General features: G+C 74.3%; 25 protein-coding genes. 11 read left to right on the top strand and 14 right to left on the bottom strand.

Going from position 1 to position 21629, the window contains the following annotated elements:
- Positions 1–2: 2 nt before the first annotated feature.
- Both HOP40_RS30740 and glnA read right to left on the bottom strand, forming a co-directional pair.
- Positions 3–194: a helix-turn-helix transcriptional regulator gene (locus tag HOP40_RS30740; RefSeq protein WP_172165748.1), complete on the bottom strand. Its 192-nt coding sequence runs from the start codon at positions 192–194 to the stop codon at positions 3–5.
- Between the two features lie 465 nt (positions 195–659).
- Positions 660–2090 (bottom strand): type I glutamate--ammonia ligase, encoded by a 1431-nt coding sequence (gene glnA, locus HOP40_RS30735; RefSeq protein WP_240157373.1) that lies wholly within the window; start codon positions 2088–2090, stop codon positions 660–662.
- Positions 2091–2225: 135 nt separating this feature from the next.
- Here glnA and HOP40_RS30730 point away from each other — a divergent pair, with 135 nt between their 5' ends.
- The 3 genes from HOP40_RS30730 (at position 2226) to HOP40_RS30720 (ending at position 4069) form a co-directional block, all read left to right on the top strand.
- Entirely contained in the window at positions 2226–2681 is a 456-nt protein-coding gene (locus tag HOP40_RS30730) for an RDD family protein (RefSeq protein WP_172165744.1), read from the top strand.
- A gap of 111 nt (positions 2682–2792) precedes the next feature.
- Positions 2793–3317: a GyrI-like domain-containing protein gene (locus tag HOP40_RS30725; protein ID WP_172165742.1), complete on the top strand. Its 525-nt coding sequence runs from the start codon at positions 2793–2795 to the stop codon at positions 3315–3317.
- Entirely contained in the window at positions 3305–4069 is a 765-nt protein-coding gene (locus HOP40_RS30720) for a MerR family transcriptional regulator (RefSeq protein WP_172165721.1), read from the top strand. The genes HOP40_RS30725 and HOP40_RS30720 overlap by 13 nt, the downstream gene beginning before the upstream one ends.
- A gap of 60 nt (positions 4070–4129) precedes the next feature.
- Here the strand turns inward: HOP40_RS30720 and HOP40_RS30715 are convergent, their stop codons facing one another.
- On the bottom strand, positions 4130–4861 hold the full coding sequence (locus HOP40_RS30715) for a DUF4191 domain-containing protein (protein ID WP_172165718.1): 732 nt from the start codon (positions 4859–4861) through the stop codon (positions 4130–4132).
- Between the two features lie 34 nt (positions 4862–4895).
- Between HOP40_RS30715 and HOP40_RS30710 the strand changes: the two genes are divergently transcribed.
- The 3 genes from HOP40_RS30710 (at position 4896) to HOP40_RS30700 (ending at position 7941) form a co-directional block, all read left to right on the top strand.
- Positions 4896–5432, top strand: coding sequence for a nuclear transport factor 2 family protein (locus HOP40_RS30710; protein WP_172165715.1), 537 nt, complete (start codon positions 4896–4898; stop codon positions 5430–5432).
- Positions 5433–5582: 150 nt separating this feature from the next.
- A complete protein-coding gene (locus HOP40_RS30705) occupies positions 5583–6662 on the top strand; it encodes an LLM class flavin-dependent oxidoreductase (RefSeq protein ID WP_172165712.1) in 1080 nt (359 codons plus the stop codon).
- A 1-nt stretch (position 6663) separates the two neighbouring features.
- A complete protein-coding gene (locus tag HOP40_RS30700; RefSeq protein ID WP_172165709.1) occupies positions 6664–7941 on the top strand; it encodes an NtaA/DmoA family FMN-dependent monooxygenase in 1278 nt (425 codons plus the stop codon).
- A gap of 57 nt (positions 7942–7998) precedes the next feature.
- On the opposite strand, the gene HOP40_RS30695 is transcribed toward HOP40_RS30700, so the two are convergent.
- The 8 genes from HOP40_RS30695 to HOP40_RS30665 all read right to left on the bottom strand — a co-directional run bounded on the left by HOP40_RS30695 (position 7999) and on the right by HOP40_RS30665 (position 12660).
- A complete protein-coding gene (locus tag HOP40_RS30695) occupies positions 7999–8262 on the bottom strand; it encodes a hypothetical protein (protein ID WP_205346976.1) in 264 nt (87 codons plus the stop codon).
- 8 nt (positions 8263–8270) lie between these two features.
- On the bottom strand, positions 8271–8402 hold the full coding sequence (locus HOP40_RS36520; protein WP_275691319.1) for a hypothetical protein: 132 nt from the start codon (positions 8400–8402) through the stop codon (positions 8271–8273).
- Position 8403: 1 nt separating this feature from the next.
- Positions 8404–9015, bottom strand: a complete 612-nt coding sequence (locus tag HOP40_RS30690; RefSeq protein ID WP_172165696.1) for a nucleotidyltransferase domain-containing protein — start codon at positions 9013–9015, stop codon at positions 8404–8406.
- Positions 9016–9115: 100 nt separating this feature from the next.
- Positions 9116–9712 carry a response regulator transcription factor gene (locus tag HOP40_RS30685; protein ID WP_172165694.1) on the bottom strand — a complete coding sequence of 199 codons (597 nt, stop codon included), beginning with the start codon at positions 9710–9712 and terminating at the stop codon, positions 9116–9118.
- A complete protein-coding gene (locus HOP40_RS30680) occupies positions 9709–10767 on the bottom strand; it encodes a sensor histidine kinase (RefSeq protein WP_172165692.1) in 1059 nt (352 codons plus the stop codon). Before HOP40_RS30680 ends, HOP40_RS30685 begins: the two co-directional genes overlap by 4 nt.
- On the bottom strand, positions 10764–11531 hold the full coding sequence (locus tag HOP40_RS30675) for an ABC transporter permease (protein ID WP_240157372.1): 768 nt from the start codon (positions 11529–11531) through the stop codon (positions 10764–10766). The genes HOP40_RS30680 and HOP40_RS30675 overlap by 4 nt, the downstream gene beginning before the upstream one ends.
- Complete coding sequence (locus tag HOP40_RS30670) at positions 11528–12421, bottom strand: ABC transporter ATP-binding protein (RefSeq protein WP_172165689.1); 894 nt, start codon at positions 12419–12421, stop codon at positions 11528–11530. Before HOP40_RS30670 ends, HOP40_RS30675 begins: the two co-directional genes overlap by 4 nt.
- Before the next feature lie 77 nt (positions 12422–12498).
- Positions 12499–12660: a hypothetical protein gene (locus tag HOP40_RS30665; RefSeq protein ID WP_172165686.1), complete on the bottom strand. Its 162-nt coding sequence runs from the start codon at positions 12658–12660 to the stop codon at positions 12499–12501.
- A 71-nt stretch (positions 12661–12731) separates the two neighbouring features.
- On the opposite strand from HOP40_RS30665, the gene HOP40_RS30660 reads away from it, so the two are divergent.
- Positions 12732–13685: a GlxA family transcriptional regulator gene (locus HOP40_RS30660; RefSeq protein WP_172165683.1), complete on the top strand. Its 954-nt coding sequence runs from the start codon at positions 12732–12734 to the stop codon at positions 13683–13685.
- Between the two features lie 4 nt (positions 13686–13689).
- On the opposite strand, the gene HOP40_RS30655 is transcribed toward HOP40_RS30660, so the two are convergent.
- Complete coding sequence (locus tag HOP40_RS30655; RefSeq protein ID WP_172165680.1) at positions 13690–14808, bottom strand: sensor domain-containing diguanylate cyclase; 1119 nt, start codon at positions 14806–14808, stop codon at positions 13690–13692.
- Between the two features lie 48 nt (positions 14809–14856).
- On the opposite strand from HOP40_RS30655, the gene HOP40_RS30650 reads away from it, so the two are divergent.
- Positions 14857–15633 carry an enoyl-CoA hydratase-related protein gene (locus HOP40_RS30650; protein WP_172165660.1) on the top strand — a complete coding sequence of 259 codons (777 nt, stop codon included), beginning with the start codon at positions 14857–14859 and terminating at the stop codon, positions 15631–15633.
- A complete protein-coding gene (locus tag HOP40_RS30645) occupies positions 15630–16973 on the top strand; it encodes an FAD-dependent oxidoreductase (protein ID WP_172165657.1) in 1344 nt (447 codons plus the stop codon). The genes HOP40_RS30650 and HOP40_RS30645 overlap by 4 nt, the downstream gene beginning before the upstream one ends.
- A 22-nt stretch (positions 16974–16995) precedes the next feature.
- Here HOP40_RS30645 and HOP40_RS30640 read toward each other — a convergent pair whose 3' ends face one another.
- Positions 16996–17979, bottom strand: a complete 984-nt coding sequence (locus HOP40_RS30640; RefSeq protein WP_172153797.1) for a hypothetical protein — start codon at positions 17977–17979, stop codon at positions 16996–16998.
- Between the two features lie 163 nt (positions 17980–18142).
- Between HOP40_RS30640 and HOP40_RS30635 the strand changes: the two genes are divergently transcribed.
- Complete coding sequence (locus tag HOP40_RS30635; protein ID WP_172165654.1) at positions 18143–19912, top strand: acyl-CoA dehydrogenase; 1770 nt, start codon at positions 18143–18145, stop codon at positions 19910–19912.
- Between the two features lie 79 nt (positions 19913–19991).
- On the opposite strand, the gene HOP40_RS30630 is transcribed toward HOP40_RS30635, so the two are convergent.
- Positions 19992–20267 (bottom strand): hypothetical protein, encoded by a 276-nt coding sequence (locus tag HOP40_RS30630; RefSeq protein ID WP_172165651.1) that lies wholly within the window; start codon positions 20265–20267, stop codon positions 19992–19994.
- A 199-nt stretch (positions 20268–20466) separates the two neighbouring features.
- Here HOP40_RS30630 and HOP40_RS30625 point away from each other — a divergent pair, with 199 nt between their 5' ends.
- Positions 20467–21570, top strand: a complete 1104-nt coding sequence (locus tag HOP40_RS30625) for a glycosyltransferase 87 family protein (RefSeq protein ID WP_172165648.1) — start codon at positions 20467–20469, stop codon at positions 21568–21570.
- Positions 21571–21629 lie beyond the last annotated feature (59 nt).

Genomic DNA, 21629 nt, shown 5'->3' with positions numbered 1-21629 from the left:
GGTCAGGCGGCGCCGTCGGACTGCTCGGTGAACCAGCGCCGGACCTCGTCGGGGTCGTAGCGGACGTAGCGCCCTACCCGGCGCCCGGGCGGGCCGTAGCGGTGGTGGCGCCACTGGTAGAGCGTGGCGACGGGGATCTGGAGGTAGCGCGCCACCTCGGGGGTGCCCCAGAGCGGTTCGGGCTGGTCGTCCACGGCAGGCCTCCGATCGAGGGATCGCGATGCCTGTCAACGCTGCGGCGGGCGATCGGTCGAGGCGTGGCTGCGTCGTAGCTCGGTGTGGTCCGAGGTGTGGCGGGGACGTGGTCAGCTCGTGGTCGGGCCGTACCGGTTGTGGGGGATCGACAAACCGGTCGTGCACGCCCCAGATGGCCGTTCGAGACCCCGATCTGACGATTCGTTCGTCAAACCGGACATTTTGAAGATCATCGAGCTGTTTGGGGCGCACGGGGATGATCAGGGCCGGTTGACCCGTCCGGTTCATTGCCCTGAGCATGCAGGTCACAGCGCTGCAAGAGGTCGAGAGATGATCTTCGTTTGGGGCGCATTTGGGGCGCACGAGCACGAAAAACGGCGGTTGACACTGGCAAGCGTCGAGAGACGTTGTGCCTGGTCAACCGCCGTTTCGAGCCTGACCGCGAGGTCAGAAAAACGCCTGAATCAGACGTCGTAGTACAGCGCGAACTCGTACGGGTGCGGGCGCAGGCGCAGCGGGGTGATCTCGGTGTCCCGCTTGTAGCTGATCCACGTCTCGATCAGGTCGGGGGTGAAGACGCCACCCTCGAGCAGGTAGTCGTGGTCGACCTCCAGCCGGTCGAGCACCGCGTCGAGGCTCGTGGGCACCTGGGCGATGTCCTTGGCCTCCTCGGGCGGGAGCTCGTAGAGGTCCTTGTCGACGGGCGCGGCCGGCTCGATCTTGTTCTTGATGCCGTCCATGCCGGCCATCATCATCGCCGAGAACGCCAGGTACGGGTTGCCCGACGAGTCGGGGCAGCGGAACTCCAGGCGCTTGGCCTTGGGGTTGTTGCCCGTCAGTGGGATGCGGATGCAGGCGGAGCGGTTGCGCGCCGAGTAGACGAGGTTGACCGGGGCCTCGAAGCCGGGCACCAGGCGGTGGAACGAGTTCACCGTCGGGTTGGTGAAGGCCAGCAGGCTCGGCGCGTGGTGCAGCAGGCCGCCGATGTAGTAGCGGGCCATGTCGGACAGGCCGCCGTAGCCGGACTCGTCGTGGAACAGCGGCTGGCCGTCCTTCCACAGCGACTGGTGGGCGTGCATCCCCGAGCCGTTGTCACCGAAGATCGGCTTCGGCATGAAGGTGACGGTCTTGCCCGCGTGCCAGGCCGTGTTCTTGATGATGTACTTGAACAGCATCACGTCGTCGGCCGAGTGCAGCAGCGTGTTGAACTTGTAGTTGATCTCCGCCTGGCCCGCGGTGCCCACCTCGTGGTGACCGCGCTCGAGCACGAAGCCGGCGTTGATCAGGTTGGTGGCCATGTCGTCGCGCAGGTCGGCGTAGTGGTCGACCGGCGGGACGGGGAAGTAGCCGCCCTTGAAGGGGACCTTGTAGCCGAGGTTGCCGCCGACCTCGTCGCGGCCGGTGTTCCACCAGCCCTCGACCGAGTCGATGTGGTGGTACTGCTGGTGCGGGTCGGACCCGAACTTGACGGAGTCGAAGATGTAGAACTCCGCCTCGGCGCCGAAGAAGCAGGTGTCGGCGACGCCCGACGCGGCCAGGTACTCCTCGGCCTTGCGCGCCACGTTCCGCGGGTCGCGGCTGTAGGGCTCGCCCGTGATCGGGTCGTGCACGAAGAAGTTCATGTTGAGCGTCTTGTGCTTGCGGAACGGGTCGAGGCGCGCCGTCGCCGGGTCCGGGAACAGTGCCATGTCGGACTCGTTGATGGCCTGGAAGCCACGGACGGACGATCCGTCGAAGGCGATGCCGCCGTCGATGAAGTCCTGGTCGAAGGCGGTCGCGGGCACAGTGAGGTGCTGCATCACGCCGGGAAGGTCGCAGAAGCGGATGTCGACGTACTCGACCTTCTCGTCACTGATGAACTTCAGGACCTCTTCGGAGTTGCTGAACACCCTCATTGACTCCTTCGAACGGTTCTCGGGTTGCGGCGACGCTAGGGCGACGGTGTTGCCCGGCGGTCACTCGCCGGTTTCACAGAGGTTAACGGGATCGACCGTCGGCGGGGTCACACCATGACCCCCTACCCTGGTGACATGCCCCGATGGATCGACACGTGGATGCCCGGCTCCGGCCCCGAGGCCCCCGGCGGCGCCTACCCGGGCGAGCGGCTCGGGCTGCCGGCGCAGGGGGTCAGCGCGGTCGCCGGCTTCGGTCGTCGGCTCGCCGCGCTCACCGTCGACTGGCTCATCGGCTACGGCATCGCGGCGCTGTTCCTCGGCGCCGACGTGGGCACGTCGCCGTTCGCGGTGCTCGGGGTGTGGTTCCTGCTGACGGCCGTGCCGGTCGCGGTGTTCGGCTCCAGCGCCGGGATGACGGCGCTCGGGATCCGGGTCGCGTCGGTCGGGGCCGAGCCCGTCATCGGGGTGCCGCGGGCGCTGCTGCGGACCGCGCTGATCGCCCTGCTCGTGCCCCCGCTGGTGCGCGACGCCGACGGCCGGGGCTGGCACGACCGCGCGGCGCGCACGGTCGTGGTCCGTACGCGCGCTTGACCGAGCTTGCGAGGTCGACATCAGGCGCAGCACCCTGGGTCGAGTTCGCGACGAGCGCCGGCGAGGAGCGGGCTTGACCCTCCCCGTGCAGGAGCCATGACCGTGGCTCCCATGACGCACACGACCCTCGCCCCCGCCCTGTCCACGGTCCCCGCCCGCGCCCTGCTCGCCGTCGACGGGAGGGGGGCGCCGGAGGACGCACCGTTCACGAAGGCGGTCCGCGCCCTGTTCGCCGTCCGCGCCGCCCTCGGCGCCCGCGACGACGTACCGCTGGAGGGCACGTACGCGCAGGACGGCGACCCCCTGCGGTTCGACCTCGGCGCCCCGCACGGCTGGCACTGGACCCTCGCCGTGCCCGCCCCGGACGACCGCACCGCCGACGCCGTGACCACCGCGGCCGCCCGGTTCGGGGCCCCCGTCGTGCTGCGCGCGCACCCGGAGCAACCGGTGGCGCGGCTCGTGCACCGCGGCCCCTACGACGACGAGCAGCCCTCGCTCGACGCGCTCTACGCGTTCGTCGCGGAGCAGGGCCTGCGGCCGGCCGGCCCGCACACCGAGGTCTACCTGACCGACCCGGGCACGACGGCGCCCGGCGAGCTGCGCACGGTCCTGCGGGTGCCGGTGTGGACGGGCTGATGCCGATCGGCGCGTTCGCGCGCCTCGCCCGCCTGACGGTCAAGGCCGTGCGCCACTACGACGCCGAGGGGCTGCTCGTGCCCGCGCACGTCGACGCGCGGTCGGGCTACCGCTACTACCGCGCCGACCAGGTGCGCACGGCCACGACGATCGCGCTGCTGCGCGGTCTGGACGTGCCGCTGGCCGTCGTCCGGGAGGTGCTCGACGCCCCCGACGGCGACGCGGTGACGACCGTCCTGTCGCGCGAGCGCGCCCGGCTGCGCCACGAGCTCGCCCGCCGCGAGGAGGTGCTGCGCAGCCTCGACGGGCTGCTGCGGCGCCCCGAGCGCGTGCGCTACGCCGTCGCCGTCGCCGACCGGGCGCCGCAGGGGCTCGCCGGCGTCACCGGGCCGGTGCGGGCGGCGGCGCTGGACGAGGACACCGGCGCGCTGTGCCGCCGCGCGCTCGCGGCGACGACCGCGCGGGGGCCGCTCGTCGCCGTGTTCCCGCTCGACCTCGTCGACGAGTTCCCGGTGACCGCCGGTCTCCCGTCGGAGGCGCCCGACGTGGTGCTGCCCGGCGGGCCGTGGGCCACGACGCTGCACGTCGGGCCGTACCCGGAGCTGCCGCTGGCCTACTCCGCGCTGCTCGAGCACGTGCGCGAGCGGGGGCACGAGGCCGTCGGGCCGGTGAGCGAGACGTACCTGACCGACCCGTCGACGGCCGCTCCCGACGAGCTCGTCACGCGGATCGCGGTGGCCCTGCGGGAGTGATCAGGGCCCTGCGGGAGTGATCAGGGCCCTGCGGGAGTGATCAGGGCCCTGCGGGAGTGATCAGCGGCGCTTAACGGTGCGCTGCACGCTGCGCATCTTCGCGCCGGCGGGCATCGGGCCCTTGGGCAGCGCGGCGGCGCGGGAGCCGAGCGCGGCGAGGCGGGCCTCGATCGTCTCCATCTCCTTGACGGTGATGTTGCGCGGCAGCTTCATAAGGTGGCGCTGCAGGCCCTTGAGCGGGACCTGCCCGTCCTCGTTGCCGACGACGACGTCGTAGATCGGGGTCTGGCCCGCGACGCGCGCGATGCGCTTCTTCTCCTGGGCCAGCAGGCCCTTGACGCGGTGCGGGGCGCCCTCGGCGACGAGGATGACGCCCGGGCGGCCGATGACGCGGTGCACGGCGTCGAGGTGGGTGGTGCCGGCGACGCCCTGGGTGACGCGCCACTGGCCGCGCAGGTTGTCGAGCGCCCAGCCCGCGGCGCCCGGCTGCCCGTCGGCCTTGGTGTAGACGTTGCGCTGCACGCGGCGCCCGAAGATGCTGACGGCCGCGAGCAGGCCGAGCGCGATGCCGATGGGCAGCAGGATCAGCCAGATGCCGAAGATCGCGCCGATGCCGACGGCCAGCGCGACGGCGAGCAGGAAGGCGCCGAGCATCCACGGGATGAGCGCCTTGTCCTCCTTGCGCTGCATCTGGAACGCCTGCCAGATCTGCTGGCGACGCGCCTTCGAGGCGGCCCGCTTCTCCAGCCGAGCTGCCTTCTTCGCTGCCTTGTCGGGCTTCCCACCGGCCATGTCGTCCAGGATACGGGTCGGCCACACTGGCGTGATGAGCGAGCTTGCGAGCGAGTCATCGGCACAGCGCCCTGCGCGGAGCGCCGACCGAGCGCAGCGAGGGAGTGCGGGTCGCGCGCTGGAGACGATCATCCGCTACTACGACGGCTGCTCCACCGGCGACGTCGACGCCATGCTCGGCACGCTCGACCCCGACGTCGTCCACTGGTTCCTCGCGCCCAACACCGGGTCGGCGCCGGTGCGCGGCGGGGAGCACCTCGCGCGGTACTGGCGCAAGGTCGCGGGGATGATCGGGGCGCGGTGGGTCGTCGACCACGCGCTGCTCGGGTCGACCCCGGACGGGCGGGACGAGGCCGTCATCGAGTGGACGATGTTCTGGCACCCGACGCCCGGGGCCGAGCGGGTCGCCACCCGCGGCGCGGAGTGGTTCGTCCTCGCCGCCGACGGGCGCATCGCCGAGATCCGCTCGTACTACCAGCAGCGGCCGCAGACCACCGAGCTCGACGGCTTCCCCTACGCCGACCGCGGGTACTCGACGCCGGGCGCGGAGCGGAGCCGGCTGCACCACTGACGGCACACCCGGGGGCTCGCACACAGGCCCCGGGGCTCGCACACAGGGCCGGACCTGTGTGCCGGCCCCGCGCCCTGTGTGCCAGCGGTGGGGAATGCGTCCCGCGGGGGCCCGGTTGCCCCGGGAAGAGAATCCGGCGAGGGGAGACGCATGCGCACGGCACACCTGGCGGTGGAGGTGTCGGGCTTCGGCCGGCACCCGGAGGCGTGGCGGGTGGCGGGGGTGCCGCGGCAGGCTCTGCTCACCCCGGCGCACCACATCGGGACCGCGCAGCTCGCCGCGCAGGCGGGGGCCGACTTCCTCGCCCTGCCCGACTCCTTCGATCCCGACTCGCTGCTCGACGCCGTCGCGATCGCCGCGCGCGTGGCGCCCGTCGTCCCCGGGATCGGGCTGGTCCCGATGGCGACGACGACGCACACCGAGCCGTTCCACCTCTCCAAGGCCATCGCCACGCTCGACCTCGTCTCGTCGGGCCGCGCCGGGTGGGAGGCCGCCGTCTCGCGCACGCCGGAGGAGGCCGCGCAGTTCGGCCGCAAGCCCGCCGCGCCCGCCGCCGACCTGTGGCGCGAGGCCGCCGAGGCGATCGAGGTCGTCGTCGCGCTGTGGGACTCCTGGGAGGACGACGCCGTCATCCGCGACGTCCCCACCGGCCGCTACGTCGACCGCGACAAGCTGCACTACATCGACCACGTCGGCGAGTTCTTCTCCGTCAAGGGCCCGTCGATGACGCCGCGCAGCCCGCAGGCGCACCCGCTGGTCGTGGTGCGCGAGGAGCCGGAGTCGCTCGCCGTCGCCGCCCGGTGGGCCGACGTCGTGCGCATCGCCGCGCCCGACCTCGGGGCCGCGCACGCCGCCCGCGAGCGCATCCGCGCCGCCGTCGCCGACGCCGGACGCGACCCCGACGACGTCGCCGTGCTGCTCGACGTCGAGGTCCTGCTCGACGCCGACGAGACCGCCGCCCGCCGCGCCTACGACGACCTGGGCGAGCACCCCGCGCAGACGCTGCGCGTGGTCGGCGGGCCGGACGAGTTCGTGGCCGTGCTCGGGGAGCGCGCCGTCGACGGCGTCACGGCCGTCCCGCTGGCCCTGCCCGGCGGGCTGCGCGTGCTGGCCGACGAGGTGGCGCCCCGGCTGCTCGCCGCGGGCCTGCGCGTCCCCGCCGACCCGACCGCGACGCTGCGCGGCCGCTTCGGCCTGTCCCGTCCCGCCAACCGCTTCTCGGGGGTCTGACATGGCGAAGAAGCAGATCCACCTCGCCGCCCACTTCCCGGGCGTCAACAACACGACGGTGTGGAGCGACCCGGAGTCAGGCAGCCAGACGGACTTCGCGTCCTTCGTCGCGTTCGCGCAGAACGCCGAGCGCGGGCTGTTCGACTTCCTGTTCCTCGCCGAGGGCCTGCGCCTGCGCGAGCACCAGGGCCGGATCCACGACCTCGACGTCGTCGGGCGCCCCGACACGTTCACCGTCCTCAACGCGATCGCCGCCGTCACCACGCACCTCGGGCTCGGCGGCACGATCAACACGACGTTCAACGAGCCGTGGGAGCTGGCCAAGCAGTTCGCCTCGCTCGACCACCTCTCCGGCGGGCGCGCCGCCTGGAACCTCGTGACGAGCTCGGACGCGTTCACCGGTGAGAACTTCCGGCGCGGCGGGTTCCTGAGGCCCGAGCAGCGCTACGACCGCGCGCAGCAGATGCTCGACGCCGCCCGCGAGCTGTGGCTCTCCGACGGCGCGCCGATCGACCACCACAGCGACCAGTTCGACATGGTCGGGCGCTTCCCGATCCCGCCGACGCCGCAGGGCCACCCGGTGCTGATCCAGTCCGGCGACTCCGACGCGGGCCGCGAGTTCGGCGCGAAGACCGCCGACGCGATCTTCTCCCGGCACGGCTCGCTGGAGTCCGGGCAGGAGTTCTTCGCCGACCTCAAGGGCCGGATGGGAAAGTACGGCCGCCGCCCGGAGGAGATCACGATCCTGCCGGCCACGACGTTCGCGCTCGGCGACACCGAGGCCGAGGCGCAGGAGAACGGGCACCGGATCCGGGAGGCGCAGGTCAGCCCGCAGACGGCGATCGCGTTCCTGGAGCAGGTGTGGGGCCGCGACCTCTCGGCCCACGACCCCGACGGCCCGCTGCCCGACGTCGACCCCGACCCGGGCGCGGAGATCACCCGCGGCCGCGTGCGCCACGAGAAGGACCCGGTCGCCGTGGCGAACCGGTGGCGGGAGCTGGCCGAGGCGAAGGGCGGGCTGTCGATCCGGGAGCTGATCATCGAGACCACGGCCCGCCAGTCGTTCGTCGGCACGCCGAGGCAGGTGGCGCAGCAGATGGACGCCTACGTCCAGGCCGACGCCTCCGACGGGTTCATCCTCGTCCCGCACCTGACGCCCGGCGGGCTCGACGAGTTCGTCGAGAAGGTGGTGCCGGAGCTGCAGGACCTGGGCAGCTACCGCACGGAGTACACCGGTCCGACCCTGCGCGACCACCTGGGCCTGCAGAAGCCCTCGTGAGCGGCAACCGTGGCCCTGGCCACGGTTCGCACTCACAGGGGCTGGAGCCCGGGTGGCTCAGCCGCTCGACGCTCGCACGCGCCGGGCCGTCTCGACCAGTGCCTCGGCCGCCCGCCGGGCCCGCTTGCACTCGTCGGCGGAGGCGACGGTGTGGCTGTAGCCCGCCTTGGTCTTCATGGTCAGCAGTGTGCGCAGGTGCCGGGCCGAGCCGCTGTCGGCGCGGTCGAGCAGCGCGACCGCCGCACCGTGGTCCTCACCCTGCGCGTGCTCACCGAGCCGGGCGCAGCAGATGACGTCCGACGCCGCGATCCCGGCGTGCACGCACAGCGTCACGTAGGCGTCGCCGACCTCGCCGGGTGCGCGGTGAGGTCGTGCAGCAGCGCGGCGGCGTCCAGGAACTGCTCGGCCTTCCGCTGCCGGCCGCGGCGGACCTCCGGTGTGCACGAGCGGGTGCGCGCCACGTCAGCCCCGCACCTTCCGCTTCAACCAGTCACGGTCGCCCGCGACGGTGAGGCCGTGCTGCAGCACGTCGGCGAGCACCGGTTCGTCGTGGGCGCCTGCCAGGCGGCCGGCGGAGAACTCCAGCAGTTGCGCGTCGTTGCCCGTCCAGCGGGAGATGTCGGTGAGGAGGGCGTCGACCTGCTCGTCCCACACCTCGCGGCTGACGTCGTCGGGGTGGACGAGCAGCAGGTCGAGGTCGCTCTGCGGCGTCATGGTGCCTGTTGCGGCCGAGCCGAACACGGCGGCGTAGACCGGCGGGGACTCCCAGCGCGCCATCCGCTGCTCCAGACGGGCCAGGAAGGTGGAGGCGAGGTTCGCGAGCTCGACGACGGCCGAGGCGGCGAGGTGGTCGCGGTTGAGCCGGTAGAGGAAGGCCGGCCCGGCTCGCTGGGCGTCGACGATGCCCTGGCGGCTCAGCCGGTTGAGCACCTTGCGGATGCCCTCCTCGGAGTGGGCCCCCAGCACCCGGTGCAGCCCGCCCGTGGTGAAGGGCGCGTCGAGCCGCGCCAGCACCGCGAGGACGTCGGCGTCCAGCGTCGGGGTGACGACGGCGAGCGGCCGGTTGAGCTGCATCGCCGCACTATAGTACGGATACCCCCACTCGAGTACGGGCAGTGCCAGCCGCACCTCGTGAGCGGCAACCGTGGCCCTGGCCACGGTTCGCGCTCACGGGTCAGAGCCAGCCCCGGTCCCGCGCCACCCGCGCCGCCTCGATCCGGTTGCGCACCCCGAGCTTGGTGATGGCGGTCGACAGGTAGTTGCGGACGGTGCCCTCCGCCAGGAACAGCGTGGCGGCGATGTCGCTGTTGGGCAGGCCGTCGGCGGCCAGGCGCAGGACGTCGCGCTCGCGGTCGGTCATCGGGTCGGCCGCGTCCCACGCCGCCACGGCCAGCGCCGGGTCGACCACCCGCTCACCGGCGTGCACCCGCCGGATCGTGTCGACGAGCCGGTCGATCGGGGCGTCCTTGAGGACGTAGCCGGCGACACCGGCGTCCATCGCGCGCCGGAGGTAGCCCGAGCGGGCGAACGTCGTGACGATCACCAGCCGGGTGCGCCCGCCCTGCAGCGCCGCCGCGACCTCCAGCCCGGTGGCCCCGGGCATCTCCACGTCGGTGACCAGCACGTCCGGGTCGTGCGAGCGCACCGCGGCCAGCGCCGCCGGCCCGTCGACGGCGGTGGCGACGACCTCCAGGTCGTCCTCCAGCGACAGCAGCCGGGCGAACGCGCCGAGCACCATCGCCTGGTCCTCGGCCAGCACGAGCCGGATCACGCGGCCACCCGCTCCGGCAGTGCGACGACGAGCGCGGTGCCGCCCCGGGCGACGCGGCGCACGGTCCCGCCGAGCGCGGTGATCCGCTCGCGCATCCCGGACAGGCCGTTGCCGTCGGCGCCGCTCCCGCCCGACCCGTCGTCGACGACCTCCAGGCGCACCTCGCCGTCGACGCGGGCCAGCGTCACGACGCAGCGGCCGGCGCCGGCGTGGCGGACCACGTTCGTCACCGCCTCCCGCAGCGCCAGGGCCAGCGCCGACTCCGCCGACGGGGTCAGCACGAGGTCGCCGTCGCGGACCGCCTCCAGCTCGACGCCGGCAGCGGCCAGCGCGTCGCGCGCCACGACGAGCTCGTCGTCGAGCGAGACCTGCCGCCACCCGGACACGGTGGCGCGCACCTCGGTGAGCGCGTCGCGGGCCATCGTCTCGACGACGGCCATCTCGGCCGCGGCGTCGCCCGCCGGGAGCCGCTGCGCGAGCTGGGCGCGCACGACGATGCCGGTGAGGGTCTGGCCCAGCAGGTCGTGCAGGTCGCGGGAGATGCGCTCGCGCTCCGACAGCGTGGCGAGGTGCTCGATCCGGGCGTTCTCGACGCGCATCGCGGCGGCCTCGCGGCTGCGGTCGGCCTCGTCCATCGTCGCCAGCCCGACGATCCAGATCGACACCAGCGGCGGCGCGATGCTGAGGAACACGTAGGGCGGCGGTGCCGTCGACACCAGCGCCGAGGCCGCCGTGAGCGCCGTCAGCCCGCCGAGCCAGAGCGTGGCCGCGCGGCGGGGGAGCAGCGCGCCCGCGCTCCCGGCCGCGTAGACGAAGAACACCGTGCCGCCGGCGTTGACCGGGACGACGAGCACCCCGAGCAGGGCGATCAGTGCGGGCGACCAGTGCCCGGGCAGCGGGTGGGCGCCCGTGCGGGCCTGGAACGCCAGGAACAGCACGATCGACCCGATCGCGACGGTCCAGGAGAGCGGGCCCGCCGCCGGGTCGAAGGCCGGCTGCAGGAACAGGTAGCCGAGGAAGACCAGGTACCAGAGCGACGACCGGTCGCGCTTCACACGCGCAGGTTACGGTAGGCGAGCCTAGCGACCACGGCCCCGACGACGGTCGCGGCGAGCACCGCGAGCAGGTGCCCGCCCGCCGGTGCCCCGGTGAGCTGGGCCTGCGCGAGCTGCGCGAGGTGGTAGGTCGGCAGGAACGGCGCGACCGCCTGCAGGAACCCCGGCAGCAGCTCCAGCGGCACCCACAGCCCCGACGCCAGCACCATCGGGAACAGCACCGCGTTGAGGATCGCCGCCGCCGCGTTCGACGACGCCACGAACCCCACCGCGAGCCCGAACAGCGCGAACGGCAGCGACCCGACGACGAGCACGACGACGAGCCGCACCCACGTCCCGAGGTCCAGCACGGGCCCGGCGACCAGCAGCGACGCCGCCCCCATCGCCAGGACCACGCCCAGCGCGTAGGGCAGCGCGGCGAGCACGCGGGCCGCGAGCGTCACGCCCAGCGGCGTCGCGGACACCATCTTGACGCGCAGCCAGCCGCGCGTGCGGTCCTCCGCCACCCCGATCCCGGGGTTGAGCAGCATCACCGAGACGACGCCGAACGCGCCGTACCCGGCGATGGACGTGGCCGCGAAGGGCAGCCCGTCCGAGGTCTGCTGCCCCCCGAACACCGAGGTGAACAGCGCGTAGAACCCGACGGGCATGAGCACGGAGAACACCAGCGCCGTCGGCTCGCGCAGGATCGCGCGCAGCCCCTCGCCGATCTCGGAGCGCAGGACCGGCAGCACGGACACGGCGGGGACGGTGGAGGCGCTCACGCCGGCACCTCCTCGCCGGTCAGGGCGAGCAGCGCCTGCTCCAGCCCGGCGCCCTCGACGCGCAGCTCCGACAGCCCGCGGTCGCGGGCCAGCCACTCCCGCAGCAGGTCCTCCGGCTCGGCGGTGCCGAGGTGCACGCGGTCGCCGTCGCGGCGCAGCGTGCCGACGCCGGGCAGCGCGCGCAGCGCGACGTCGTCCAGCGCGGTGCGGGCGCTGACCGTCCGGTCCGGCAGGCGCGACGCCAGCGCGTCGGGCGTGCCGGTGGCGACGACCCGCCCGCGGTGCAGCACCACCACCCGGTCGGCGAAGGCCGCGGCCTCCTCGACGACGTGCGTGGTCAGCACCATCGCGACCCCGGCGTCACGGCGCGCGGCGAGCACCCGCCAGAACGCGCGGCGGGCGGTGACGTCGAGCCCGACGGTCGGTTCGTCGAGCAGCAGCAGCGCCGGGTCGCCGACCAGCGCCATCGCGAGCCCGACCCGCTGGCGCTGCCCGCCCGACAGCGCCGGGGCGCGGCGCGCGGCCAGGTCGGCGACGCCGATCTCGGCGAGCACCGGCCCCGCCGCCGACGCCGGACGCCCGGCCCGGACGGCGGCGCCGCGCACGAGCTCGCCCACGGTCTCGGTGGCCGGGAACCCCATGGTCTGCTGCACGACACCGAGGTGGCGGCGGACGGCCGCGCGGCGGGGGTCCCCGCCGCACACCGTCACGTGCCCGGCCTGACGGGAGACCAGCCCGGTGGCGAGCCCGATGAGCGTCGTCTTCCCCGCCCCGTTCGGGCCGAGGAGCGCGACGCACTCCCCGGCGCGGACGGTGAGGTCGACGCCGTCCAGCGCGACGTGCGCGCCGTAGCGGTGGTGCGCGCCGGCGATCTCCAGTGCGTCGGTCATGGACGTACTGTCCCGTGTCCGCGCGGGAGCGCGGCAGTGCCCGTGGTCAGTGCCGGGGACTGACGGATGTCACGGGCTCAGAGGTGGACGTCGGCCCGCGAGCGGGCCAGCGCGCGCAGCTCGTCGAGCTGGCGCTCGCGGTCGTGGTCGGCGGGGGCGGAGGAAGTGAGGGCGGGCCGGGCCGTGGAGAGCCACACGGCCAGGCCGACGAGGACGAGGACGAGGAGTGCGGTGGTCATGGCAGGAAGTGTGCGCTCATCCAGATGGCGCCAACAGTGGCAGAGAAGACGAGAGTCGGTAAGATCCTGCCATGCTCCGGTCCGTCGCGGCGCTCGTGCTGCCCGCCACCTCCCCGTTCGAGTTCGCGACGCTCTGCGAGGTGTTCGGCGTCGACCGGACGACCGAGGGCGTCCCCCCGATCGACCTGCGGGTCTGCGGTCCGGTGGCGGGGGAGCCGCTGCGCACCACCGTCGGCGCCTCGCTCGTCCCCGACCACGGCCTGGAGGGGCTGCGCGGCGTCGACCTGGTGGCCGTCTCGGCCACCCGCGACCGGGAGTTCGCCCCCGAGGTCCTCGACGCCCTGCGCGTAGCCGCGGCCGACGGCGCCACCCTGCTGTCGGTCTGCTCGGGCAGCTTCGTGCTCGGCGCGGCCGGCCTGCTCGACGGCCGCCGCTGCACCACGCACTGGATGAACGTCGACGAGCTCCGCGAGCGCCACCCGCTCGCGATCATCGACCCGGACGTCCTCTACGTCGACGACGGCGACATCATCACCAGCGCGGGCACCGCCGCCGGCATCGACGCCTGCCTGCACCTGGTGCGCCGCGAGCTGGGCAGCGCCGCGGTCAACACGATCGCGCGGCGGATGGTCGTCCCGCCCCAGCGCGACGGCGGGCAGCGCCAGTACGTCGAGCAGCCGATCCCGGTGTGCTCGGCCGACGGGCTCGCGCCGGTGCTCGACTGGGCCCTGGAGCACCTCGACGAGGAGCACACGGTGTCCGGCCTGGCCCGCCGCGCCCGGATGTCGGACCGCAGCTTCGCCCGCCGCTTCGTCGCCGAGACCGGCACCACCCCGCACCGCTGGCTCACCCTGCAGCGGGTCCTGCTCGCGCAGCGCCTGCTGGAGGACACCACCCTGGGCGTCGACGACGTGGCGGCCCGCAGCGGGTTCGGCACCGGGGCGCTGCTGCGCCACCACTTCCGCAAGGTCGTCGGGGTGTCGCCGGTCGACTACCGCCGCACGTTCCGCGGCGTCCCGGCCTGACCGCCTACGTCGGGAGCAGCAGGCTCACCCGCTGCCCGCCGGCCACCTGCGCGGCGAGCCGCTCGACCGGCAGCGGGTGCTCGCGGCTGACCGTGGCCGCCGCCACCGCGGGCAGCGCGACGAAGGGGTACTGCTGGTCGAGCGCGCTCACCCGCGCGCACACCCGGTCGCACAGCGCCAGCACGTCGCTCTCCGTCCACGACGGCAGCACCACGAGGAAGTCCTCCTCGCCCCGGCGCACCACCCGGTCGGCCGGCGTCAGCAGCTCCTGCACGCTCTGCGCGATGCCCTGCAGCGCGGCGACCTCGGCGCGCAGCCCGTACTTCGTGCGCAGGGACGCGACGCCCGGCACCCGCAGCAGCACCAGCCCGACCGGCAGCCCCGCGCCCAGCCCCGCGGTCCAGCGGGCCAGGAACCTCTCGGTGTGCAGGCCGGTGCGGGCGTCGCGCTCGCCGACGTCGTCGAGGTGCGCGACGGCCGTGTCGAGCCGGGCCTGCAGCTCACCGCGCTCCCGGCCGGCCGCGTCGACCCGCTCGGCCAGGAACCGCAGCGGCACGTTCCACCGGTCCTGCTGGCGCGGCTCGGGTGCGGCGAGCACGGCCTCCAGCACCTCGTCGATCGCCTCGGTCGTGTCGGCGGGCAGCCGCAGCCGCGCGCGCAGCCGCAGCGCCTCCCGGTAGGCGTCGGCGCGGACGAAGGACCAGCGGCCCCGGAAGCGGCGGCCCTCCTCGAGGGTGCGGGCGTGCGGGTCGACGCTCTCCTGGTCGACGGCCACGAGCGTCGCGCCGCCGTTGGGGCTGAGCACCGTGACGCTCCACTCCCGCGCCAGCTCCTCGTCCTCGCCGAGCAGGACGTGCCGGACGCCCGGGGGCAGCTGCGGGGGGACGTCCCCGACGAGCCCGACGAGCGTGACCGAGCTCCGCGCGGCGATCTCGGCGTAGACCGCGGCCTCCCGCTCCAGGTAGGACAGGCGCTGGAACAGGGCGATCACGAGCAGCGGCGCGCCGGGCTCCGCGGCCAGCGCGAAGCGCTCGATCGCGTGGGAGAGCTCGACGAGCACGCGCTTGCCGTAGGTCGTGCCGTCCGGGGGCGCCATGACGCCGGACAGTAGCGGCACCGTCACGGGTGCTCGTTCGGCCGAACGTGTTCCCGTGGGGACTAGGGTCAGGGCATGGAGCCAGTGCTGGCCGAGACCGACGACGCCGGGGTGCGCACGCTCACCTTCAACCGTCCGGATCGGCGCAACGGGTGGGGCGAGGACCTGGAGGAGGCCTACTACGGCCACCTCACGGCGGCCGCCGGTGATCCGCAGGTCCGGGCCGTCGTCGTCACCGGGGCGGGGACGACGTTCTGCCCGGGTGCCGACATGGGCCGGCTCGACGGCCTCGCCGTCGACGGGGCGAGCCTGCCGCACAAGGCCGTGGACGTGCCGCGCGAGTTCCCCAAGCCGCTGGTCGCGGCGATCAACGGGGCGTGCGCGGGCGTCGGGCTGGTGCAGGCCCTGTTCTGCCACGTGCGCTTCGCCGCCGACACCGCGAGGTTCGCCACCTCGTTCGCCCGTCGCGGCCTGATCGCCGAGTACGGCATCGCGTGGACGCTGACGCGGCTGGTCGGCACCGAGAACGCCCACGACCTGCTGCTCTCCGGCCGCACGGTCGGGGCGGCGGAGGCGCTGCGGCTGGGGCTGGTCAGCCGGGTCGTGCCGCGCGAGGAGGTGCTGGGCGCCGCGCAGGACTACGCGCGCGATCTCGCGCTGCACACCGCCCCGCGCGCCGTCGCCGTCATCGCGGCCCAGCTGCGCGCCGCCGCCGACTCCACCTACGGCGAGGCGCTGGACCGCTCCTACCTCGAGGTCGACCGCTTCATCGGCGGCCCCGACCTGCGCGAGGGGATAGCGTCGTTCCGGGAGAAGCGGGCCCCGCGCTTCCTGCCCCTGGAGGACTCGTGAACTTCCGCGTCGCCGTCATCGGCGCCGGGCCGTCGGGGCTCTACGCCGCGGCCGCACTGCTGTCGTCGGGGGAGCCGGTGAGCGTCGAGGTGCTCGACCGGCTGCCCGCGCCCTACGGCCTCGTCCGCTACGGCGTCGCACCCGACCACGTGAAGATGAAGTCGGTCATCCGGGTGCTGCAGAAGCCGTTCGACCCGGCCGACGTCGAGTTCCTGGGCGGGGTCCGGATCGGCGGCGACGGCATCCCGCTCGACGAGCTGCGCACCCACTTCCACGCGGTCGTGCACGCCACCGGCTCGTCGGTCGACCGCGCCCTCGGCGTGCCGGGGGAGGAGCTCGCGGGGTCGCTCGGGTCCGGCGCGTTCGTCTCCTGGTACTGCGGGCACCCCGACTTCACCGAGCTCGCACCGCCGCTCGACCACCCGGGCGTCGCCGTCGTCGGGGCGGGCAACGTCGCGCTCGACGTCGCGCGCGTGCTGGCCAAGACCGCCGACGAGATGGCGGCCACCGACGTCCCGGGGCCGGTGCTCGACGCGCTGCGCTCCAGCGCCGTCCGCGACGTCCACGTGCTGATCCGCCGCGGGCCGCAGCACGTCCGGTTCACCCCGGCGGAGCTGCGCCAGATCGGCGACCTCGCGCACGCGCAGGTCGTGGTGCACGACGACGGGCTGCTGGCCGCGGGCGTCGAGGAGCCCGACGACCGGCGGCAGCGGCAGAACCTGGCGATGCTCGGCGAGTGGGTCGACCGCGCCGACGACGGCTCCCCGCGTCGCATCCACCTGCGCTTCCTGCGCTCCCCGGTGCGCCTGCTGGGGGAGGGGCGCGTCTCCGGGATCGTCGTGGAGCGCACCGCGGTCGACCCCTCCGGTCGCGTGGTGGGCACCGGCGAGGAGGAGACCCTCGACGTCGGGCTCGTCGTCCGCGCCATCGGCTACGCGGGCGAGCCGATCCCCGGACTGCCCTTCGACGAGGCCACCGGCACCGTCCCGAACGAGGGCGGGCGGGTCGTGCGCGACGGCGTCCCGGTCCCCGGTTCCTACGTGACGGGCTGGATCAAGCGCGGACCCACGGGCGTCATCGGGACGAACAAGGGAGACGCGCAGGAGACGGTCGCCGCCGTGCTGGAGGACCTGCCGTCCCTGCCCGCCCCCGCGCACCCGGAGCCGGAGGCCCTGCGCGAGGCGCTGGCCGCCCACGGCATCCGCCCGGTCGACTGGACGGCCTGGCTGCGCCTGGACGCCGAGGAGGTCCGCCGCGGCGGGCTGCGCGGCGCGGAGCGGGTGAAGGTGGCCGAGCTCGCCGAGATGCTCGACGCGGCGCACGGGGCCGACGCGCGGTAGGCGCGCGCCGGCCCGGCCCCGGCTAGCTCCCGTTGCCGACGTTGCGCTGGTGGACGGGGCCGTGGCCGGCCTTGCCCTTGCCGTTGTCGTGCCCGTTCCCGGGGTGCCCGTTCCCGGGGTGGCCGTTCCCGGGGTGGCCGTTGCCCGGGTGACCGCCGCCGTGGCCGTGGCCGCCGCCCGGGTGTCCGCCGCCGGGGACCGGGGGCTCGGGGACCACGATGATCGGCCCCCGCACCTCGAAGTCGTAGGTGGTGCCGGGGGTGGTGAGCAGGTCGACGGCGCTGGTCAGGCCGGGGTTGCCCGAGCCCTGGTTGACGCCGAACGACGTGACGACCGCGTCGGGCAGCAGGTCGGCGATCTGGGCCAGCGGCAGCACGCCGCCGTTGGAGCACTGGTTCTGCCCGTCGCCGAACACTCCGGGGATCACCCGCGTGGAGCACCAACCCTGCGAGCCCGCCGCGTAGCGGTTCCACTGCCCGGCCGTGAGGCTCGCGCCGGCGTCGGTGTTGTAGACCGGCTCGTAGGTGAGGGTCGAGAAGCCGCCCTCGGCGGGGCCGTTGAAGTCGATGACGAGCTGCAGCGACGGGAACTGGACCTCGCTGGCCGTCGAGTCCGGCGAGCGGAAGGCGGAGTACGCCGCGACGTCGACCCAGTCGGCCAGCGGGCTCACGGCCGCGCGGAACAGCGTCGCCTTGGCGCTCGACGACGGGGTGTCCAACCGCAGCGAGCCCGTGCCGCCGCCGGCCGGGGCGACGAAGTCCTCGTTCACCTCGACGTCGCCGTCGGGGCGGGTGTCCGTCTCGGCGAACGGGGCGAAGTCCTCGTTCACCTCGGTGGTGCCGGCCGGCTGGAGCAGGTCGAGCCCGGGGAGCGCCGGCAGCGGCGCCGCGTTGGCGACGCCCAGCCCGGTGACCGTGACGACGCCTGCGGTGGCGGCCCCGGTCAGGGCGAGCGCGAGCCGGCGACCCCGGCGCGTGCGGCGGATCGGGTGCGAGTGCGTCCCCATGTGCGGTGGTCCCTCCGTCGTCGGCGCGCCCGTCGCGCCGTACCGAGGTGAACGAGGTCGCCACGGGCCGGGTGCGGGGCGTGACGACACGGGGCGCTTTCCGGACAGGGTCACCCGGTCGGGGTCCCTCCCGCCGCGGGTCCGGCGGGGTTAGCCTCGGGACGTGCGCTCTCTGCTGCTGTCCCGCCGCGACCTCGACTTCCTCCTCCACGAGTGGCTCGACGTCGGCGCGCTGACCGCGCGCGAGCGGTTCGCCGAGCACTCCCGCGAGACGTTCGACGCCGTGCTGGAGCTCTCCGAGCGCGTCGCCACCGAGCAGTTCGCCCCGCACAACCGCACCGCCGACCTGCACGAGCCCGAGTTCGACGGCGAGCGCGTGCACATGATCCCCGAGGTGGCGAAGGCGCTGGAGGCGTTCGCGGCCACCGGGATCACCGCGGCCGGGATGGACGAGTCGGTCGGCGGGATGCAGCTGCCGCAGACCGTCGCGCAGGCCTGCTTCCTGTGGTTCCAGGCGGCCAACGTCGGCACGTCGGCGTACCCGTTCCTCACGATCGCCAACGCCAACCTGCTGCTCGCGCACGGCACGCCGGAGCAGGTCGAGACGTGGGTCGAGCCGATGCTGGAGGGCCGCTACTTCGGGACGATGTGCCTGTCGGAGCCGCAGGCCGGCTCGTCGCTGGCCGACATCACCACCCGCGCCGAGCCCCGCGACGACGGCACGTACCGGCTGTCGGGCAACAAGATGTGGATCTCCGGTGGCGACCACGACCTGTCCGAGAACATCGTGCACCTGGTGCTGGCCAAGGTCCCGGGCGGTCCGGCGGGGGTCAAGGGCATCTCGCTGTTCATCGTGCCGAAGTTCCTGGCCGACGGGCAGCGCAACGACGTCTCGCTCGCGGGCGTCAACCACAAGATGGGCTTCCGCGGCACCGTCAACACGCTGCTCAACTTCGGCGAGGGCCGCCACACCCCCGGCGGGGAGGCCGGCGCGGTCGGCTACCTGGTGGGGGAGGAGGGCCGCGGGCTCGCGCTGATGTTCCACATGATGAACGAGGCGCGCGTCGGCGTCGGCGGCAACGCGGCGGCGCTGGGCTACACCGGCTACCTGCACGCGCTCGACTACGCCCGCACCCGGACGCAGGGCCGCCCGCCGACGGCCAAGAGCGGCCCGCCCGTCGCGATCATCGAGCACCCGGACGTCGCGCGGATGCTGCTCGCCCAGAAGTCCTACGCCGAGGGTGCCGTCGCGCTGATCCTGTACTGCGCGCGCCTGCTCGACGACGAGCGGACCGGGGCCACGGAGGTCGACCGGGCGCGCGCGCACCTGCTGCTCGACACGCTCACCCCGATCGCGAAGAGCTGGCCCTCGCAGTGGTGCCTCGCGGCCAACGACCTGGCGATCCAGGTGCACGGCGGCTACGGCTACACCCGCGAGTACGCCGTCGAGCAGTTCTGGCGCGACAACCGCCTCAACATGATCCACGAGGGCACGCACGGCATCCAGGGCCTCGACCTGCTCGGCCGCAAGGTCGTGCTGCACGACGGCGCGGGCCTGCGGCTGCTGCTGGACACGATCACCGGCACCGTCGACGCGGCCCGCGCCGCGGGGCTGGACGACCACGCCGACGCCCTCGCCGCGGCCGTGGCGCGCACCGGGGAGGTCACCGCCGCGCTGTGGGCCGCCGGCGACCCCGCCGTCACCCTGGCCAACTCCTCGACCTACCTGGAGGCGGTCGGGCACGTCGTCGTCGCGTGGATGTGGCTGGAGCAGCTCGTGGCCGCCGCGGGGCGGGAGGGCGACTTCTACGACGGCAAGCGCGCCGCGGGCGGGTACTTCTTCCGCCACGAGCTGCCGCGCACCGGCCCGCAGTTCGCGCTGCTGGAGAGCCTGGACCGCTCCACGCTCGACGTGCGGCCGGAGTGGTTCTGACCCGCTCCGCCCCGATCGACGGACTGCGCGTGGTGGCCGTGCCGGTGCCGCAGCAGCACTGACGCCCGCGGGACGCGCGTCAGCAGGGCTCGACGGAGACGACCGCGGGCAGCGTGCCCATGAGGTCGGCGAACGCGGCCTCCTCGCTGCGGGTGAGCGAGACGGTGCAGGTGACGGAGCTGTAGGGGACGCCGTCGCGGACGTCGGCGTTGAAGTCGCGGACCGGGAAGCCGCCGGCGCGCAGCGCGTCACCGACGCGCAGGACGCCCTCGATGCCGCCGGTCGTGACGATCTCGTGGCGGCGCGGGATGCGGGGGGTCCAGGTGGTGCGGGGGGAGTCGTCGAGAACGGTCACGGGAAGCTCCAGGGTCCGGAGGGAACGGGGACCCGAGCCAGGCCTCGGTGAAGGGGGAGGAGCGGCGCGCCGGCGGCCTGGCTCAGCCGACGCGCGGCCGTACGGCCGCGTCGAGGGCGAGAGGTGCGATGCGCATGGCGACGACGATAGCGCGTCCCGTGTGGTGGCGGCCACCCGCCCTCACCCTACGGTGGGGATCATGAACGCCCGGGCGGCCGTCGCCGTCGTCACGGTCGCGCTGCTCGGCCACGCCGTCGTGCTGGCGGTCTGGCCGGCGGCGCACACCCTGCTCATCGACCTGCAGGTGTACCGCGCGGGCGGGCAGCACGTCGTCGACGGGATCCCGCTGTACGCCGGCGGGGTGCTGCTCGACCTGCCGTTCGTCTACCCGCCGTTCGCGGCCCTGGTGTTCGCGCCGCTGGCGTGGCTGCCGTTCCCGGTACTGGCCACGGCCTGGACGCTGCTGGGCGTGGGGCTGCTCGCCGTCGTCGTGCACCGGTGCGGGGCGTCGGGGCCGCTGCTCGTCGCCCTGGTGGCGCTGGCGACCTGGCTCGACCCCGTGCGCACCACGCTCTACCTCGGGCAGGTCAACATCGTGCTGCTGGCGCTCGTCGCCGCCGACCTGTTCGGGCGCCCGCACCGCCTGCGCGGCGTCGGGATCGGGCTGGCGGCCGCGGTGAAGCTCACCCCGCTGCTGTTCGTGGCGTACCTGCTGGTCACGCGGCGGATCCGGGCCGCGGCCACCGCGCTGGGCGTGTTCGTCGTCGCCGGGGCGGTCGGGTTCCTCGTGGCGCCCGCCGACTCCGTGCAGTTCTGGCTGCGCGGCACGTTCGCCTCGGCCGGGCGCATCTCCGACGTCGCCGGGCCCAGCAACACCGCGCTGGCCGGCCTCCTGGCGCGCGCGGGGCTGCCGGAGGTGGTGCCGTCGGCGCTGCTGGCCCTCGCCGTGCTCGCCGTGGCGGCCGCGCTCCACCGCCGGGGCGACGACCTCGCGGCCGGCACGCTCGTCGGGCTCGGGTCGGCCGCGGCCGCGCCGTTCGCGTGGTCGCACCACTGGGTGTGGGTGGTGCCGCTGGTGGTGCTGCTGGCCCGCCGCGCGGTGGCGGGGGAGCGGGCGGCCGCCGCCGGGCTGGGCGGGGTCCTGCTCGTCACGCTCGCGTTCGTGACGCGGCTGCCCGGTCCCGCCGTGGGGCCGATCCCGGCCACCGGGGCGGTCTCGCTGGCCCCGGACGCCTACCTCGCGCTGTTCCTGGTCGTGCTGGGGGTCGCCGCCCGGTCGCTGCGGCGGCCCGCGCACGTCTGAGACCCGGGACACGCGGAAGGCCCCGCCGGGATCCGGCGGGGCCTTCCGTCCGTGCGGAC

Source organism: Pseudonocardia broussonetiae (assembly GCF_013155125.1).
GTDB classification, from domain to species: Bacteria; Actinomycetota; Actinomycetes; order Mycobacteriales; family Pseudonocardiaceae; genus Pseudonocardia; species Pseudonocardia broussonetiae.
Note: the sequence above shows the minus strand (reverse complement) of the source record. Positions and strands in the feature narration are given on the sequence as shown.